The 15,378-nt window shown below is 44.9% G+C and carries 16 protein-coding genes and 1 pseudogene; 16 read left to right on the plus strand and 1 reads right to left on the minus strand.

Translation table 11 applies throughout. From position 1 onward, the window contains the following. The 11 genes and pseudogenes from ACERC7_RS09300 to ACERC7_RS09350 all read left to right on the plus strand — a co-directional run. Nucleotides 1–222, plus strand: a pseudogene (locus ACERC7_RS09300) (ISAs1 family transposase); the annotation flags it as partial. Nucleotides 223–456: 234 nt separating this feature from the next. Then, a complete protein-coding gene (gene secA / locus ACERC7_RS09305) occupies nucleotides 457–2,997 on the plus strand; it encodes a preprotein translocase subunit SecA (RefSeq protein ID WP_373666782.1) in 2,541 nt (846 codons plus the stop codon). Between the two features lie 57 nt (nucleotides 2,998–3,054). Next, on the plus strand, nucleotides 3,055–3,423 hold the full coding sequence (gene acpS, locus ACERC7_RS09310) for a holo-ACP synthase (protein WP_373666783.1): 369 nt from the start codon (nucleotides 3,055–3,057) through the stop codon (nucleotides 3,421–3,423). After that, entirely contained in the window at nucleotides 3,413–4,516 is a 1,104-nt protein-coding gene (alr, locus tag ACERC7_RS09315) for an alanine racemase (RefSeq protein WP_373666784.1), read from the plus strand. The genes acpS and alr overlap by 11 nt, the downstream gene beginning before the upstream one ends. Nucleotides 4,517–4,576: 60 nt before the next feature. Then, entirely contained in the window at nucleotides 4,577–5,104 is a 528-nt protein-coding gene (locus ACERC7_RS09320) for a topology modulation protein (RefSeq protein WP_373666785.1), read from the plus strand. Between the two features lie 29 nt (nucleotides 5,105–5,133). Further along, nucleotides 5,134–5,808: a GNAT family N-acetyltransferase gene (locus ACERC7_RS09325; protein WP_373666786.1), complete on the plus strand. Its 675-nt coding sequence runs from the start codon at nucleotides 5,134–5,136 to the stop codon at nucleotides 5,806–5,808. A gap of 5 nt (nucleotides 5,809–5,813) precedes the next feature. Next, nucleotides 5,814–6,203: a hypothetical protein gene (locus ACERC7_RS09330; RefSeq protein ID WP_373660577.1), complete on the plus strand. Its 390-nt coding sequence runs from the start codon at nucleotides 5,814–5,816 to the stop codon at nucleotides 6,201–6,203. 29 nt (nucleotides 6,204–6,232) lie between these two features. Beyond that, nucleotides 6,233–6,562 (plus strand): DUF4298 domain-containing protein, encoded by a 330-nt coding sequence (locus ACERC7_RS09335; RefSeq protein WP_373659513.1) that lies wholly within the window; start codon nucleotides 6,233–6,235, stop codon nucleotides 6,560–6,562. 47 nt (nucleotides 6,563–6,609) lie between these two features. Next, on the plus strand, nucleotides 6,610–7,623 hold the full coding sequence (locus ACERC7_RS09340; protein ID WP_373660578.1) for an acyltransferase family protein: 1,014 nt from the start codon (nucleotides 6,610–6,612) through the stop codon (nucleotides 7,621–7,623). 107 nt (nucleotides 7,624–7,730) lie between these two features. After that, nucleotides 7,731–8,498, plus strand: a complete 768-nt coding sequence (locus ACERC7_RS09345; protein WP_373660579.1) for a GntR family transcriptional regulator — start codon at nucleotides 7,731–7,733, stop codon at nucleotides 8,496–8,498. A gap of 11 nt (nucleotides 8,499–8,509) precedes the next feature. After that, on the plus strand, nucleotides 8,510–9,682 hold the full coding sequence (locus ACERC7_RS09350; RefSeq protein ID WP_373660580.1) for an SIS domain-containing protein: 1,173 nt from the start codon (nucleotides 8,510–8,512) through the stop codon (nucleotides 9,680–9,682). A 31-nt stretch (nucleotides 9,683–9,713) separates the two neighbouring features. Here ACERC7_RS09350 and ACERC7_RS09355 read toward each other — a convergent pair whose 3' ends face one another. Beyond that, nucleotides 9,714–10,424 carry a GntR family transcriptional regulator gene (locus ACERC7_RS09355; RefSeq protein ID WP_373659508.1) on the minus strand — a complete coding sequence of 237 codons (711 nt, stop codon included), beginning with the start codon at nucleotides 10,422–10,424 and terminating at the stop codon, nucleotides 9,714–9,716. A 195-nt stretch (nucleotides 10,425–10,619) separates the two neighbouring features. On the opposite strand from ACERC7_RS09355, the gene ACERC7_RS09360 reads away from it, so the two are divergent. From ACERC7_RS09360 to ACERC7_RS09380, 5 genes are read left to right on the plus strand one after another with little or no spacing between them, the layout of a single operon-like run. Next, nucleotides 10,620–12,386 (plus strand): beta-galactosidase family protein, encoded by a 1,767-nt coding sequence (locus ACERC7_RS09360; protein ID WP_373660581.1) that lies wholly within the window; start codon nucleotides 10,620–10,622, stop codon nucleotides 12,384–12,386. Between the two features lie 21 nt (nucleotides 12,387–12,407). Continuing rightward, on the plus strand, nucleotides 12,408–12,893 hold the full coding sequence (locus ACERC7_RS09365; RefSeq protein WP_373666787.1) for a PTS system mannose/fructose/N-acetylgalactosamine-transporter subunit IIB: 486 nt from the start codon (nucleotides 12,408–12,410) through the stop codon (nucleotides 12,891–12,893). Between the two features lie 48 nt (nucleotides 12,894–12,941). Then, a complete protein-coding gene (locus tag ACERC7_RS09370; RefSeq protein ID WP_373660582.1) occupies nucleotides 12,942–13,853 on the plus strand; it encodes a PTS mannose/fructose/sorbose/N-acetylgalactosamine transporter subunit IIC in 912 nt (303 codons plus the stop codon). Continuing rightward, nucleotides 13,840–14,667: a PTS system mannose/fructose/sorbose family transporter subunit IID gene (locus ACERC7_RS09375; RefSeq protein WP_373666788.1), complete on the plus strand. Its 828-nt coding sequence runs from the start codon at nucleotides 13,840–13,842 to the stop codon at nucleotides 14,665–14,667. Before ACERC7_RS09370 ends, ACERC7_RS09375 begins: the two co-directional genes overlap by 14 nt. A gap of 3 nt (nucleotides 14,668–14,670) precedes the next feature. Further along, nucleotides 14,671–15,072, plus strand: a complete 402-nt coding sequence (locus ACERC7_RS09380) for a PTS sugar transporter subunit IIA (protein ID WP_373666789.1) — start codon at nucleotides 14,671–14,673, stop codon at nucleotides 15,070–15,072. Nucleotides 15,073–15,378: the final 306 nt, after the last annotated feature.

Here is a 15,378-nt window from a genome sequence, read left to right on the forward strand (position 1 = left end):
GGGCATTGGGCTATTAAAAGTCTTCATTGGCAATTAGATGTCGTTTTTAGAGAAGATGCCAATAAAACCTTAAACAAACAACTCGCTTTTAACCGAAATGTCATGGATAAGTTCTGCCTAGCCGTTTTAAAACAATTGGATGTGGGCAAAAAGATGAGCCTCAGACGTAAGAAATTTCACCTTAGTTTGGCTTTTGATCAATATTTGAGAAAACTCATCTAGTCAAAAAAGGGAGGAGGAAGGATAAAACACCAAACAGAGGTTCATGCGTTTGNTTTCACCTTAGTTTGGCTTTTGATCAATATTTGAGAAAACTCATCTAGTCAAAAAAGGGAGGAGGAAGGATAAAACACCAAACAGAGGTTCATGCGTTTGGCCTGTTACACTAAGTGTTTCCTTGAAATTATAAGGTGATTATGATAAAATAAACTGATTGTATACTCGAAAGGAATCGACATGGCAAATATTGTACGTAAGCTCGTTGAAAATGAAAAAGGCGAGTTGAGAAAACTAGAAAAACTAGCAAAAAAAGTTGAAGCCTATGCTGATGAGATGGAGGCTTTGACAGATGAGGAATTACAGGCAAAAACGATTGAATTTAAGCAGCGTTATCAGGCGGGAGAGACCCTAGATCAGCTTCTGCCGGAGGCGTTTGCGGTGGTGCGTGAGGGAGCTAGACGTGTTCTTGGTCTTTACCCTTATCGTGTGCAAATCATGGGTGGGATTGTCCTACACCATGGGGATGTGCCAGAGATGAGAACGGGTGAGGGGAAAACCTTGACAGCTACCATGCCTGTATACCTCAATGCCCTAGCTGGCGAAGGGGTACACGTGGTCACTGTCAATGAGTACTTGTCAGAGCGCGATGCGACTGAGATGGGGCAATTGTACAGTTTCCTAGGTTTGTCTGTGGGGATTAACCTTGCGGCGAAGTCTCCAGCCGAGAAACGCGAAGCTTACCTTTGTGACATTACCTATACCACTAACTCTGAGGTTGGTTTCGACTACCTCAGAGACAACATGGTTGTCCGCCAAGAAGCCATGGTCCAACGTCCGCTTAACTATGCCTTGGTCGATGAGGTAGACTCTATCCTGATTGATGAAGCCAGAACACCACTCATTATCTCTGGTGCGCAAGCCTCAGATGTCAGCAAGCTATACTTGTTGGCAGACCATTTTGTCAAGAACTTGACACCAGACGACTACATCATTGATGTGTCAACTAAGACCATCGGGATGTCAGATTCTGGGATTGATAAGGCAGAAACCTACTTCAAACTTGACAATCTCTATGACGTTGAAAATGTCACCTTGACACACTTTATCGATAATGCTCTTCGTGCTAACTACACCATGACCTTGGACATTGATTACGTTGTGAGCGACAAGGAAGAAATCCTCATCGTTGACCAATTTACTGGTCGGACCATGGAAGGTCGCCGGTTCTCTGATGGTCTTCACCAAGCCATCGAAGCCAAGGAACATGTTCCAATTCAGGATGAGACTAAGACCTCTGCCTCAATTACCTATCAGAACTTCTTCCGGATGTACAAGAAACTGGCAGGGATGACGGGTACGGGTAAAACAGAGGAAGAAGAGTTCCGTGAGATTTACAACATGCGGATTGTGTCCATTCCGACCAACCGTCCAATTGCTCGGATTGACCATGCAGACCTGTTGTACCCGAGCATGGTGGCTAAGTTCAAAGCCGTTGTCGCAGATGTCAAAGAGCGCTATGAAAAGGGGCAACCTGTCCTTCTTGGGACGGTAGCGGTTGAAACCTCAGAGCTCATCTCTCGTCTCTTGGTGCAGGCTGGTGTGCCACACGAGGTGCTCAATGCTAAAAACCATGCCAAAGAAGCTCAAATCATCATGAACGCAGGTCAACGCCATGCCGTTACCATTGCGACCAACATGGCTGGACGCGGAACAGACATTAAGCTGGGAGAAGGTGTCCGTGAGCTGGGCGGTCTCTGTGTTATCGGAACAGAGCGCCACGAGAGCCGTCGGATTGATAACCAGCTCCGCGGACGTTCTGGTCGTCAAGGTGACCCAGGTGAGTCCCAATTTTACCTTTCTCTCGAAGATGACCTCATGCGTCGTTTCGGTTCTGACCGTATCAAGGCAGTCTTTGAGCGCATGAATTTGACTGAAGATGAAGCAGTTATTAAGTCTAAACTCTTGACCAGTCAGGTTGAGGCTGCGCAAAAACGTGTTGAGGGTAACAACTACGATACCCGTAAGCAAGTTCTTCAGTACGATGATGTCATGCGTGAGCAACGCGAAATCATCTATGCCCAACGTTATGATGTCATCACAGCTAATCGTGACCTTGGACCTGAAATTAAGGGTATGATTAAGCGAACCATTGCGCGTAATGTTGATGCCCATAGTCGCCTCGGACGAGACGAAGCACTGGAGTCAATCATCAACTTTGCACACACGGTGCTTTTGCCAGAAGATGCGATTAGCATTAAGGACATCGAGAGCTTAAAATTCCCAGAGATTAAAGCTTATCTCTATGACCGTGCAGTTGAAGTTTATAAGGCACAAATTGCTAAGCTTCGCGATGAGGCTGCGGTTATCGAGTTCCAAAAGGTCTTGATTTTAATGGTGGTGGATAACAAATGGACAGACCACATCGACGGTCTTGACCAGTTGCGCAGTGCGGTTGGTCTGCGTGGTTACGCTCAAAACAACCCGATTGTTGAGTATCAGTCAGAAGGTTTCCAAATGTTCCAAGACATGATTGGTGGTATTGAGTTTGAAGTGACAAGAACCATGATGAAGGCTCAAATCCATGAGCAGGAGCGCGAGCGTGCCCCTCAAGAGGCTCGGACAACTGCAACCAAAAACATTGCAGCTCAGCCGATTGGGACAGTGGTGCAAGCGTCTGAAAACCTGGACTTGTCAGGGATTGAGCGTAACGCCAAATGCCCTTGTGGTTCTGGTAAACAATATAAAAACTGTCACGCTCGACATACGGACGTGGTCTAAACTGATATGATAGGGTGGCGAAAGCTGCTTTATCGTATTTTCGTCAGGAGGCAAGACATGATTGTTGGTCATGGCATCGATTTGCAGGATATGGGGGCAATCGCAGAGCTCATTGTCAAAAAGCCCGCCATCATTTCAAAAATTCTAAGGCCAAAAGAGCTCACCGTTTTTGAGCATCTCCCAGAAGCACGGCGTTTAGAATACCTAGCTGGGCGCTGGTCAGCCAAAGAAGCCTTTACCAAGGCTTATGGAACAGGGATTGTTAAAGGCTGTGGCTTTCAAGATTTGGAAATTCTAGCGGATGAGAGAGGTCGCCCCATTTTTACCAAGCACCCTTTTGAAGGGAAGGTTCATGTATCGATCAGTCATTCGGGAACGTTTGCCCAAGCCAGTGTGATTTTAGAAGGAGGAGAGCATGGTCACTAGTCTGCATCGTCCAACGTGGGCGACCGTAAATCTTAACCATATCCGCAGTAACATTCAGCAAATCATCGCCCACCTGCCAAAACCTGTCAAAACGTTGGCAGTTGTTAAGGCAGACGCCTATGGTCACGGTGCTGTTCCCGTCGCTCAATCCATTCGCGACTTGGTTTCTGGTTTTTGTGTCTCTAATCTTGACGAAGCGATTGAGTTGAGGCAAGCTGGTTTGCAGGAGATGATTTTGGTATTGGGAGTTGTGCCGCCTCAGCACGTGCCGTTGGCTATTGCTAACAACATCACCCTCACGGTGGCAAGCCTTGATTGGGTAATAGCAGCGCAGGAAGAGGGCGTTGACCTGTCGCAGATAACTGTACATTTGAAAATAGACAGTGGCATGGGCCGTCTGGGGTTCCGACAAGCGGCAGAGACCAAACAGGCGATGGCATGTTTATCAGTCGCTGGAGTGGCTATCTCTGGTATTTTCACGCATTTTGCGACAGCAGATGAAGAAGATGATTGCTACCTTAGGACACAATTATCAGAGTTTAAGGAGCATTTGAAGCAGTTAGACTGGGTGCCAGAGCTTGTTCATGCCAGCAACTCAGCGGCAGCGATTTGGCAGGAAGAGACAGTTTTTGATGCGGTTCGTCTGGGGGTCTCAATCTACGGGCTAAATCCGAGCGGAACTGCCCTGCCCTTGCCTTACTCTCTCAAGCCTGCTCTTGGGTTAAGTTCTCGATTGGTACAGGTCAAACGTGTTGATAAATGCTCAGCTATTGGCTACGGAGCAACCTATCACAGTGCTGGTGAAGAGGTGATTGGCACAGTGCCTATCGGTTATGCAGATGGTTATATCCGAGATTTGGCGGGCTTTCATGTACTGGTTGATGGGCAGGAGTGTCCAATCGTTGGGCGGGTGTCGATGGATCAGCTGACTGTTCGGTTACCCAAGGCTTACCCCCTGGGGACTGAGGTGGTTCTGCTGGGAACTAGCGGTGAGCGAGAGATCACCCTCACTGAGGCCGCAGCCCACTGTCAGACCATTAACTACGAACTGGCCTGCCTGATTAGTGACCGTGTTCCGAGGGTTTATGACTAGCCTCAGACTAAAACTGGTAAGCTGTTTTGTCTAATCATATGGGACTTCAAGGAGAAATCAATGAAACTAATCGTCATCGGTTGCCCAGGTGCGGGAAAGTCCACCTTGGCTAGAACACTCAGTAACGAGCTAGGGTTACCTCTCTTGCATTTGGATAGGATTTGGCATGCGACAGATTATTCGTCCCAGGCTCGGCAGGCTTTTAGTCAGCAGGTCGAGACATTTATGGCTGAGCATGAGGCTTGGATAATCGATGGTAATTATGCCAACCGCCTACCTCAGCGCCTCCGTCATGCCGACACGGTTCTCTGGCTGGCCTATCCTCGCAGGCTCTGTCTTTACCGTGTGCTGGTGCGGACGTTTAAAACAGTCTTGTTCGGGGCGAAGCGCCCCGACATGGCAGAGCAGTTCAGGGATCGATTGGATAAAGAGTACTTGGCATTTTTACAGTTTGTTTGGCAGTTCTCGAAAACCACTTATCCAAAATTGGAACAAGCTCTGGCTGATTTTTCTGGTCAAGTTTATCGTTGCCGTAATAGCAAGCAAACGCATCAGGTTGTTCAGCTCATAAAGCAGCCGCCTGCCTGACTGGCTCCGCTCTATCAGAAAGGAAATTCATGATTATTCGCCCTTACGTTGCCCCTGATGAGAAAGGCTGGGTTTATACCAAAGCCCTCAGCTATCTCTTTTCCTCTTTTTTTGACAATCGTGAACCAACTAAGCCTGATCGTGACCAAACTGTTTTTGAAGATAGAATCGAGTTGGTAGCAGAAGAAGAGGGGCAGATTGTTGGTTTGTTAGACATTGATATCTACAATGCAGACTATAGCCGTAAATACCTCTATGCTCCTGCGGATAAGGTGGCGTATTTTACCAATCTAGCTGTTCATCCTGATTATCAGGGGCGAGGCATTGCCCAAGCCCTGTATCAAGAAGCTTACACCCAACTCTTGGAAAAAGGGGTGGAAAAATTGGCTATCTTTACCCGTGAGGGTGATGCAGCCAATCACCTCTACCAAAAATGGGGCGGGCAGCTTGTCTGTCAAGATTGGTTGGTGGTAGGTGTTCCAAAAGACCTTTCCCAACCGAGCTTTGCGATTGACTTAAGGGCTCAGCAAATCTGTCTGACAGGTCAAGATGGTCAACCTCAGCCTTATTATCTTCGTGAGGGGATTTATATCGTGGCAAAAGAGGCAGATTTAGCCCATTTTACGATTGACACGATGTATAAGGAATACACGTATGTGATTGAGTTGCCTAAAAGGGCTAATCATCACGAAAGGAAAGGTTGATACAGATGTCACGGTTACGTCAACGAGAAGAGTTAAAGCAGCTCGAAAGCCTTCATGCTCGTTTGGTCGGAAAGATTTCGGGGCTGGAAGTTCAACAGAATGAAACAAAAAAAGAATTATCAACCCTTAAGCAAGAACTAAATAGTGTCAATCAAAAGATTCGTGCCTTGAAACATCAGTCAGAGTTAATCATGTCTGAGCATGCCATATTACGCTATGTGGAACGGGTTTTAAAGATTGATTTGGATAGCTTGGTTACTTCCATTGTGGAAGACAGTGATTTGCTTCGCCAGATTGAGACGCTAGGCAATGGAACTTATCCGATGAAGAATGGCGACTACAAGGTTGTTGTGAAGAACAACGTGATTATCACAGTTGTTGGAAAAGATAGCTAATGGCATGGCAGCTACAGAAAGGAAAAGAGATGACACCTATCACCGAACGCATTGCTGAGATGGAACAGCACTTGAATCAACAGCTGATCTGGTTGCAGGACATTGAGCCCTTAGTGGCAAACGGCTTTGAACAACTGACAGGAGCAGAGGCGCTTTTTAGCTATTATGGCAGCCAGCAGTGGAAAGAACACCTAGCCTTAGATGAGGCAGGAAAGTTACCATCTGACCTCAAACGAGGGGTGCTGTCAGAAGACGGCATCTACAATGCTCTGCTTGATTACAAAGAATTGGCAGAAGATCTTATCGCACTCGGTCAGCAAATGCAAGAGGTACTAGCCAAAACAGCTGACAAGAAGTAAAACTGCTTAGTAGCAGTGATCGAAGAACAGTAGAAGGAGACCGCTAATTGTCGGATAAACCTAAAGCAGTCTACCCGCTGCTTTCCTTTTTTCAGTACCTCTTTGCAATCGGGGTGTTGGTGGTGCATAGCGGTAGTCTCTTTGAGCAACCTCTTTACCATTTTATAGCTAAAAGCATCTTTGCCCGTCAAGCTGTTCCTTTCTTTCTTATCAGCTCGGCTTATTTTTTAAGGAAAAAAGCCATAAATTCGCCTCGAGCAGAAACGGTCTATTACCGAAAGCTTCTCAAAGCCTATGTGATTTGGAGTATGGTTTATCTGCCTTACGCTTTCTTTTATTTTCAGCAACTTGGCTTACCTATTTACCTTTTGCCTATCGGGCTCTTGGTCGGCTTACTTTATGTGGGGGTATGCTACCAGCTGTGGTACATTCCGGCTCTCTTGCAGGGCTTGTTTTTGGTCAAAGCAGGGCGGCGCTATTTGCCAGGTTGGTTGCTGTTTAGTCTCATCTTATTGCTTTACTTATTTGGGAGCATCGAGACTTATACAGGATACTTAGAGGGGACGGTCTTTGAGACCATTTATCGATCTTACGCCCAAGTTTTCCTTACCAGCAGAAATGGACTCTTCTTTGCGCCACTGTTTCTCTACCTTGGGCAAGTTCTAGCGGATAAGGAAGACCACCCTATCTTTGCAGGAAATCGTGGTTGGAAAGTCCTTATTAGTTTGGTGCTTTTTTTAGCCGAGGCCAGTCTGATTTTTACTCGTCAAGGACTAGATAAAAATTTCTTTCTGACTCTCCCCATCTTTAGCCTCAGTCTGTTTAATTGGTGTCTGCATTACCCGACCGCAGTGCCATGGTCAGGTCGCTCATTGAAAGACCTGAGTATGATTATTTACTTTGTTCATCCAATCTTCATCGAGCTAAGCCTATTTGCCTTCAGGCAATATGAGTTAAGCAGTTGGAAGCAAGGGCGTCTAGCTTTTACTAGTGCCCTCATCGGTAGTCATATCATAGCTCTGCTATTTCTCAAATTAAAAAGAACGAAAAAGAACATCTAAACACAAAAAGTTGTTCTTTATTTTTTGTTTTTTATAAAAAGCCTTGACAAACCATTCTGAAAGCGTTACAATAAAAAGGTGGTTATAACAAGTTGGGAGGAAATGTAATGCTTGAAACAACAGGTGACAAGCCTCTCTATCTTCAGCTAGTTGACGAACTGGAAACCACGATTCGAGAACAGATGTCTGTCAATGACAAATTACAGTCCGAGAGGGAGCTGACAGAGCAGTATGGCGTGAGCCGAATCACGGTTCGTCTGGCTTTGCAGGAGCTTGAGAGTAGAGGTCTTGTTTATAAGCAACAGGGAAAAGGAACGTTTGTTTCAGAGATTAGTAGCTCGGTGGTGGATTTATCAGCTGCCTATAGCTTTACTGAGCAGATGAAAAAGATGGGTAAGATGCCATCGACGACGATTATTTCCTTTAGCCAGAATCTAGCGCCGAGAGCACTGAGTGAGCAGATGGGACTAGGAGAGGGAGAGGAGGTCTACATTTTGGAGCGGCTCAGGCTAGCCGACCAAGTGCCGATGATGCTTGAAGTCTCTTATATACCAGTAGCTTATTTTCCTGAGCTCAGTCAGGAACTGCTAGAGACAAAGCCCCTTTACGACGTCTTTGCTGAACATTACAAGCAACCGATACGTTTAGCAGAAGAAGAGTTTTTTGCTAGTTTGGCTCTGGATTATGATGCCAAGTGGTTGGCTATTCCAGAAAACAGTCCTGTTTTGCAGTTGCAACGGAAATCGTACAATGCCAAAAACAAGCTCATCGAGTATACTGTTAGCGTCGCCAGGGCAGACCAGTTCCGCTACAAGATAACCCATCGTCAACAGAAAAAACCATTTTTTGGTCTTAATTTTAATAAAAAGAAATAGGAGGAACTTAGATGTTTGAACTATCTAAAGACAAGCTAGAAGCTCTGGGAGCCGAAATCACGACGCGTGAAATTCGCCAGCAACCAGAACTCTGGCAAGAAGCGCTTGAGCTGTATACCGCAGCCCAAGAGAAAATCACCGCTTTCCTAGACAAGGTGCGTGAAACCAGTCCAAACAAGCGTGTCAAAGTAATTTTCACAGGTGCTGGAACGTCTCAGTATGTTGGGGATACGATTCTCCCTTATCTGAAGGCCAACGGTGACCGTAGCCGTTACATCTTTGAAAGTGTCGGCACAACAGACTTGGTCTCTGTCCCTTTCCACCACCTTTTTGCTGACGAAACTCTGCTTGTGGTGTCCTTTGCTCGTTCAGGGAATAGCCCTGAGAGTGTGGCAGCTGTTGAATTGGCTAACCAAATCGTGCCAAATGCTTTCCACTTGACCATCACCTGTGCGCCTGAAGGACAGCTGGCTAAGCGTGCTGAGGGAGATGAGCACAACTGCTTACTTCTCATGCCAAGTCGCTCAAACGATGCTGGTTTTGCTATGACAGGTAGTTTTACCTGCATGCTCCTATCAGCACTTTTAGTCTTTGATGAGAGCAAAGATTTGGCAACTAAAACAGCTGTGGTCAAAGAGATTGCCCGTATGGCTGACGATATTGCTAGCCGTGAAGAAGATATCAAAGCGATTGTCGACTTGGACATTGAGCGGATTGTTTACCTGGGGTCAGGGCCGTTGGCTGGTCTGACACGCGAAGCCCAGCTCAAAGTGCTTGAGCTGACAGCAGGAAAATTGTCAACCATGTTTGATTCGTCTATGGGATTCCGTCACGGACCAAAATCATTTGTCAATGAGAAAACATTGGTGGTTGATTTTGTCAACAACAATCCGTATACACGTGATTATGACCTTGACTTGTTAGAAGAGGTTTATGGTGATAAGATTGCTCTGAAGACCCTAGCTGTTGCCCAACGAGGAGAGCGTAACTTTAGCGGTGACACCTTTGAGTTGATTTCTGATCAACTGATTGACGATGCTTATCTTGCATTACCAATGGTGTTTGTGGCTCAGATTATCTCACTCTTGTCATCTGTTAAGGTGGACAATACACCAGATACACCATCAGCAACTGGTACAGTTAACCGTGTCGTAAAAGGTGTTATCATTCACGATTACAACTAAAAAAGCGGGGCTTCCCGCCCCGCTATGTTTGTTAATGTTTGTTTGCTGAAATCTCAAATTTGTAGAATTTCCAGTGTTTGTGACTTTCGATGTATTCCAAGACTTCCTGACTGTCTTGACGTTTGGTTGTCCGAATCTGCAGAACAGTCGGTTCACCAGTTTCAAGTGCTAAAGCTTTAGTAATTTTCTCAGGTCTTGAGAGACAAATCTCATTAGTTTCAATGAATGGTTCCTCTGACAAATGCAAGTCAAAGTCTAGTTTGAAGCGTTGGTAGATAGACACATAGTGGCTTTTTTTGGCATCAGGTTTGGCGATGTATTGCTCAGGAATATAAGACTCTTGATACATATAAGGCTCTGTTTTAGCCTTTCTGACACGAACAATCTTATAGTAAGATTTGGTCTTAGGAAGATTCAGTTTCTCTAAAATTTCAGGATCATTTCCTTTAGTCATTGACAAAACAGTAACGTTATCGTCAGCGATTGGGAAAAGTTCAATGTCTGAAAATGCTACAGCCTTACCTTTGCGGGAGCGTGAGACGAAGGTGCCTTTACCCTGATGACGCACGAGATAGCCGTCTTTAACCAAGTCGTTCAAGGCACGGATAACAGTGATAGAACTCACGTCGTAGATTTTGATTAGCTCAGCTTCGGTGTAAAAACGGTCGCCATTCTCAAATTTTCCAGATGTGATTTGTTTCTTTAAATCATTTTTGATGAGTTGATATTTAGGAAGTCTCATAAAAATACTCTCTTTCTACATATTAATGATGGTAAAAATTACTTCACAACAACATTATACTAAATAAACTAAAAAAAGACTAAAAAAAAGGCTAAAAACTTTTAAAAAAAAATAAAAAAAAGTTTTCAAAAACACTTGTCATAACCAGTTAGACGTGATATAATATTAGCATAGAAAAAGAAAGGGGTTTCAAATATGAGGTTCACTATCTCAGATGACTTCTATTTGAACGACCAGCCCTTCAAAATATTGTCTGGGGCGATTCACTACTTTAGGGTTCATCCAGATGATTGGTATCATTCTCTTTATAACCTCAAGGCTTTAGGCTTCAACACTGTTGAGACTTATGTTCCTTGGAACATGCATGAACCATCAAAAGGCCGGTTTACCTCAGAAGGTATCTTGGATGTCGAACGGTTCTTGGATATAGCAGCAGAGCTTGGACTCTATGCCATTGTCCGCCCGTCTCCCTTCATCTGTGCGGAGTGGGAATTTGGTGGGTTACCAGCTTGGCTATTAGAGGAGGATGTTAGGGTTCGGTCACGAGATGAGAAGTTTCTCAAACTCGTTGACGACTACTATGCTTGGCTTTTGCCAAAGTTAGCCAAACGTCAACTCGATCAAGGTGGGAACATTCTAATGTTTCAAATCGAAAACGAGTACGGTTCTTATGGTGAGGACAAGGTTTATCTTCGTGAGATGAAACAGCTCATGACAAAACATGGCATAACAGCTCCGCTATTTACATCAGATGGTAACTGGCGAGCAACCTTGCGAGCTGGGAGCTTAATCGAAGATGACGTGCTAGTTACCGCTAACTTCGGCTCAAGGGCACGTGAACGCTTCAAAGACGTTCAGGATTTCTTTGATGAACATGGTAAGAAATGGCCACTGGTGTGCATGGAATTCTGGGACGGTTGGTTCAACCGCTGGGGCGAAGAAGTGATTCGGCGCGATCCAGAGGAACTGGCTGACAGTGTGATGGAAGCCTTAGAGCTTGGCAGTGTCAACCTCTACATGTTCCACGGTGGGACAAACTTTGGTTTCATGAATGGTTGCTCAGCCAGAGGTCAAAAAGATTTGCCACAGGTAACGTCTTATGACTACGACGCGATTCTTGATGAGGCGGGCAATCCAACGCGTAAGTTCTACGAACTGCAAAAACGGTTGAAAGCCACTTATCCGAGTCTCACGTTTGCAGAACCTTTGGTGAAAACAGCTAAAGTTCATCCGAGTGCCAGTTTGGTTCATAAAGCGAGTCTCTTCTCCATTTTGGAACAATTACCGAGTGTTCAGAGCTTTTATCCGAAAAACATGGAAGCTCTGGGGCAAAATGTCGGTTATATTCTTTATGAGACGAGCATTGAGCGTGACAAGTTAGAGGATGAACGTTTCCGTGTCATCGATGCCAGAGATCGCATCCAAGTTTATGCTAATAACCAGCATGTGACCACCCAATATCAAGATGAGATTGGTGAGGATATTCCCCTACCACAGGAGAAATCTGAGAACAACATCAAAATTCTGGTGGAAAACATGGGTCGGGTTAACTACGGTCATAAGCTAACAGCGCCAACTCAGCGCAAAGGAATCGGTCGTGGGGCGATGGTGGATCTCCACTACATCGGCAACTGGACGCAGTACCCGTTGTCACTAGACAACGTTGACCAACTGGATTTGACAGGGTCTTGGTTGGAGGGATTGCCTAGCTTCTACCACTATCAGGTAGAGTTAGATGATCTAGCCGATACTTACCTTGATATGACAGGTTTTGGTAAAGGTGTTGTCTTCATCAACAATGTTAACATCGGTCGTTTCTGGGAAAAAGGACCAGTATACTCTCTCTATCTACCTAAGGGATACTTAAAACAAGGACGCAATGACATCGTTGTCTTTGAGACCGAAGGCCGTTATCGAGAGCATATGACCTTCTCAGATAGACCAATAATAAAAAATTTATAGAAAAGCGAGGAACATGTTTCTATGGCAATCATCGGAACACGTATCGACGGCCGTCTCATCCACGGTCAAGTAGCTAATTTGTGGACAGCTAAGTTGCAAGCTAGCCGTATCATGGTTATCGACGACGAAGTGGCACAAAATGACATCGAGAAGCAAGGCTTGAAATTGGCTTGCCCTCCAGGTGTTAAACTGTCTATCCTGCCAGTAGCTAAAGCAGCTGAAAACATTCTGGCTGGTAAGTATGACTCACAACGTCTTTTCATCGTTGCACGCCGCCCAGACCGTTTCTTGAAACTGGTTGAGCATGGAGTGACCATCCCAGAACTCAACGTTGGTAATATGTCACAGAGCCCTGAAACAAGAGCTGTAACACGTACCATTAACGTTGTTGACAAAGACATTGCGGACTTTGATGCTCTCAACGAAAAAGGTGTTAAACTTATTGCTCAGATGGTACCAAACGATGCTGCTAAAGATTTCTTGCCATTGCTTGACAAGGTAAGATAAACTAAAATTGTTCAAAAAATATTAATAAATTTTTAGGAGGATGACATCATGATTCAATGGTGGCAAATACTTTTACTCACGTTGTACTCATTCTATCAAATCTGTGATGAGTTGACGATTGTTTCATCAGCTGGTTCACCAGTTTTCGCTGGTTTCGTATCAGGCTTGATTATGGGAGATGTTAAAACTGGTCTCTTTATTGGTGGTAGTCTCCAGCTCGTGGTACTCGGTGTTGGTACTTTCGGTGGTGCGTCTCGTATCGACGCAACATCTGGTGCGGTTTTGGCGACAGCTTTCTCTGTATCTCAAGGAATCAAACCTGAAATTGCGATTACGTCTATCGCGGTTCCAGTAGCGGCTCTCTTGGTTTACACTGATATTGCAGGTCGTTTCTCAACAACATTCTTTGCACACCGCATTGACGCTGCGATTGAGCGCTTTGACTACAAAGGTATTGAGTTGAACTACCTCCTCGGCGCTCTTCCATGGGGTCTCTCACGTGCCCTTCCTGTTCTCCTTGCTCTTGCACTTGGTGGTGACTTTGTAAAAGCTTTAGTAGATGGTATTGACCAGTACAAGTGGATTGCAAACGGTTTGGTTCTTGCAGGTCGTATGCTTCCTGGTCTTGGTTTCGCTATCTTGCTCCACTACTTGCCAGTTAAACGTAACTTGCACTACTTAGCAGCAGGTTTTGGTTTGACAGCTATGCTGACTGTTCTCTACGGTAACATCTCTACTTTGGGTGGTGCTGTATCTAGCTTGGTTGGTGTTGCTAACGAAGGTCTTGCAGCAGATGCTGCTATTGCTTTCACTAACAACTTCAAAGGCTTGTCAATGATTGGTATTTCTATCATTGGTATTCTCTTGGCTGTGCTTCACTACCAAAACGCTCGTCGTACAGTGGTGGCTGCACCAGTATCTAACGTAGAAAGCGGGGAAATCGAAGATGACGAATTCTAATTACAAACTTACAAAAGAGGATTTTAATCAAATCAACAAACGTAGCTTGTTTACTTTCCAATTAGGTTGGAACTACGAGCGTATGCAGTCTTCAAGTTACCTCTACATGATTTTGCCACAGTTGCGCAAAATGTACGGAGATGGTACACCTGAACTCAAAGAAATGATGAAATTGCACATGCAATTCTTCAATACATCTAACTTCTTCCACACCATCATCACTGGTTTCGACCTTGCCTTGGAAGAAAAAGAAGGTGTCGCTTCTAAAGATGCGGTTAACGGTATCAAGACTGGTTTGATGGGACCATTTGCTCCTCTTGGAGATACCATCTTTGGTTCCTTGGTGCCAGCTATCATGGGTACAATCGCTGCCACAATGGCAAAAGACGACGGTAGCCCAGTCGGTATCTTCCTCTGGGTGGCTGTAGCTATGGCTATCAACGTCTTCCGTTGGAAACAATTAGAGTTTGCCTACAAAGAAGGTGTTAAACTCATCACCACTATGCGCGATACCCTTACTGCTATCGTTGATGCGGCTTCTGTGCTCGGTGTCTTCATGATGGGTGCTTTGGTTGCAACCATGATTAACTTTGAAGTATCATGGGCGCCAACTATCGGTGAGAAAGTGATTGACCTTCAAGATATCTTGAACTCAATCTTCCCACGCTTGGTACCAGCTATCTTCACAGGATTCATCTTCTGGCTCTTGGGTCGTCGTGGCATGAACTCTACAAAAGCTATCGGTATTATCATTATTTTAGCACTTTCCCTATCTGGCTTCGGTTATTACTGGACAAATGTTTTAGGATGGTAAGCTATGGCAAAAAATTTAATCTTAGTCAGCCATGGTCGTTTCTGTGAGGAATTGAAAAAATCCACAGAGATGATTATGGGACCTCAAGACTGTATCCATACGGTTGCTCTTCTGCCAGAAGAAGGCCCAGAAGATTTTCGTGCTAAGTTTGATGAGACCATTGCAGGTTTAGAAAATGTGGTTGTGTTCGCTGATTTACTCGGTGGTACACCAGCAAACGTTGTGTCAAGAGCCCTGTTAGAAGGTGCTGATTTAGACATCTATGTTGGCATGAACATGCCGATGGTTATCGGTTTCTTGAACGGTGTCCTTCTCGACCAAGATGTTGATTTGATTGAATTTGGAACAAGCAACATTCAACGTCTCAACGATCTCTTCAATAACGATGAAGACGAAGATGAATAACCTTTACTACTGGTTTTAAGTATCCCAGCCCTGCGATTTCGCAGGGCTGTTTTTTTGCGTCTATTGATAAGGCTAACGATAAAATCGTAATAGCACTCATGATGGACTAATATCGTCTGTTTAACTTGCCTCAGTTGAGACGAGTAAAAAAGGCTCATTGTCAACTGTAGTGGGTTGACCCATTTAACACCGAGAGAGGACAGTTCTTGTCTTCTCTCGTTTTATGTTTATGGCAATGAAAATGCGAGTTTTGTCTTTTCAAAGTTTCTGAAACCAAAGGCGTTGCGCTTAATAACCTTGATGATG

This window comes from Streptococcus sp. E17BB (assembly GCF_041807725.1).
In the GTDB taxonomy this organism is placed as follows: Bacteria; Bacillota; Bacilli; order Lactobacillales; family Streptococcaceae; genus Streptococcus; species Streptococcus entericus.

Coding starts and splice junctions, on each gene's coding strand:
- ACERC7_RS09330 (WP_373660577.1), top strand. CDS start 5,814: ATGTCACGGTTACGTCAACGAGAAGAGTTAAAGCAGCTCGAAAGCCTT.
- ACERC7_RS09355 (WP_373659508.1), bottom strand. CDS start 10,424: ATGAGACTTCCTAAATATCAACTCATCAAAAATGATTTAAAGAAACAA.
- ACERC7_RS09370 (WP_373660582.1), top strand. CDS start 12,942: ATGATTCAATGGTGGCAAATACTTTTACTCACGTTGTACTCATTCTAT.
- ACERC7_RS09325 (WP_373666786.1), top strand. CDS start 5,134: ATGATTATTCGCCCTTACGTTGCCCCTGATGAGAAAGGCTGGGTTTAT.
- ACERC7_RS09365 (WP_373666787.1), top strand. CDS start 12,408: ATGGCAATCATCGGAACACGTATCGACGGCCGTCTCATCCACGGTCAA.
- ACERC7_RS09380 (WP_373666789.1), top strand. CDS start 14,671: ATGGCAAAAAATTTAATCTTAGTCAGCCATGGTCGTTTCTGTGAGGAA.
- ACERC7_RS09335 (WP_373659513.1), top strand. CDS start 6,233: ATGACACCTATCACCGAACGCATTGCTGAGATGGAACAGCACTTGAAT.
- acpS (WP_373666783.1), top strand. CDS start 3,055: ATGATTGTTGGTCATGGCATCGATTTGCAGGATATGGGGGCAATCGCA.
- ACERC7_RS09320 (WP_373666785.1), top strand. CDS start 4,577: ATGAAACTAATCGTCATCGGTTGCCCAGGTGCGGGAAAGTCCACCTTG.
- ACERC7_RS09350 (WP_373660580.1), top strand. CDS start 8,510: ATGTTTGAACTATCTAAAGACAAGCTAGAAGCTCTGGGAGCCGAAATC.
- ACERC7_RS09375 (WP_373666788.1), top strand. CDS start 13,840: ATGACGAATTCTAATTACAAACTTACAAAAGAGGATTTTAATCAAATC.
- secA (WP_373666782.1), top strand. CDS start 457: ATGGCAAATATTGTACGTAAGCTCGTTGAAAATGAAAAAGGCGAGTTG.
- ACERC7_RS09345 (WP_373660579.1), top strand. CDS start 7,731: ATGCTTGAAACAACAGGTGACAAGCCTCTCTATCTTCAGCTAGTTGAC.
- ACERC7_RS09360 (WP_373660581.1), top strand. CDS start 10,620: ATGAGGTTCACTATCTCAGATGACTTCTATTTGAACGACCAGCCCTTC.
- alr (WP_373666784.1), top strand. CDS start 3,413: ATGGTCACTAGTCTGCATCGTCCAACGTGGGCGACCGTAAATCTTAAC.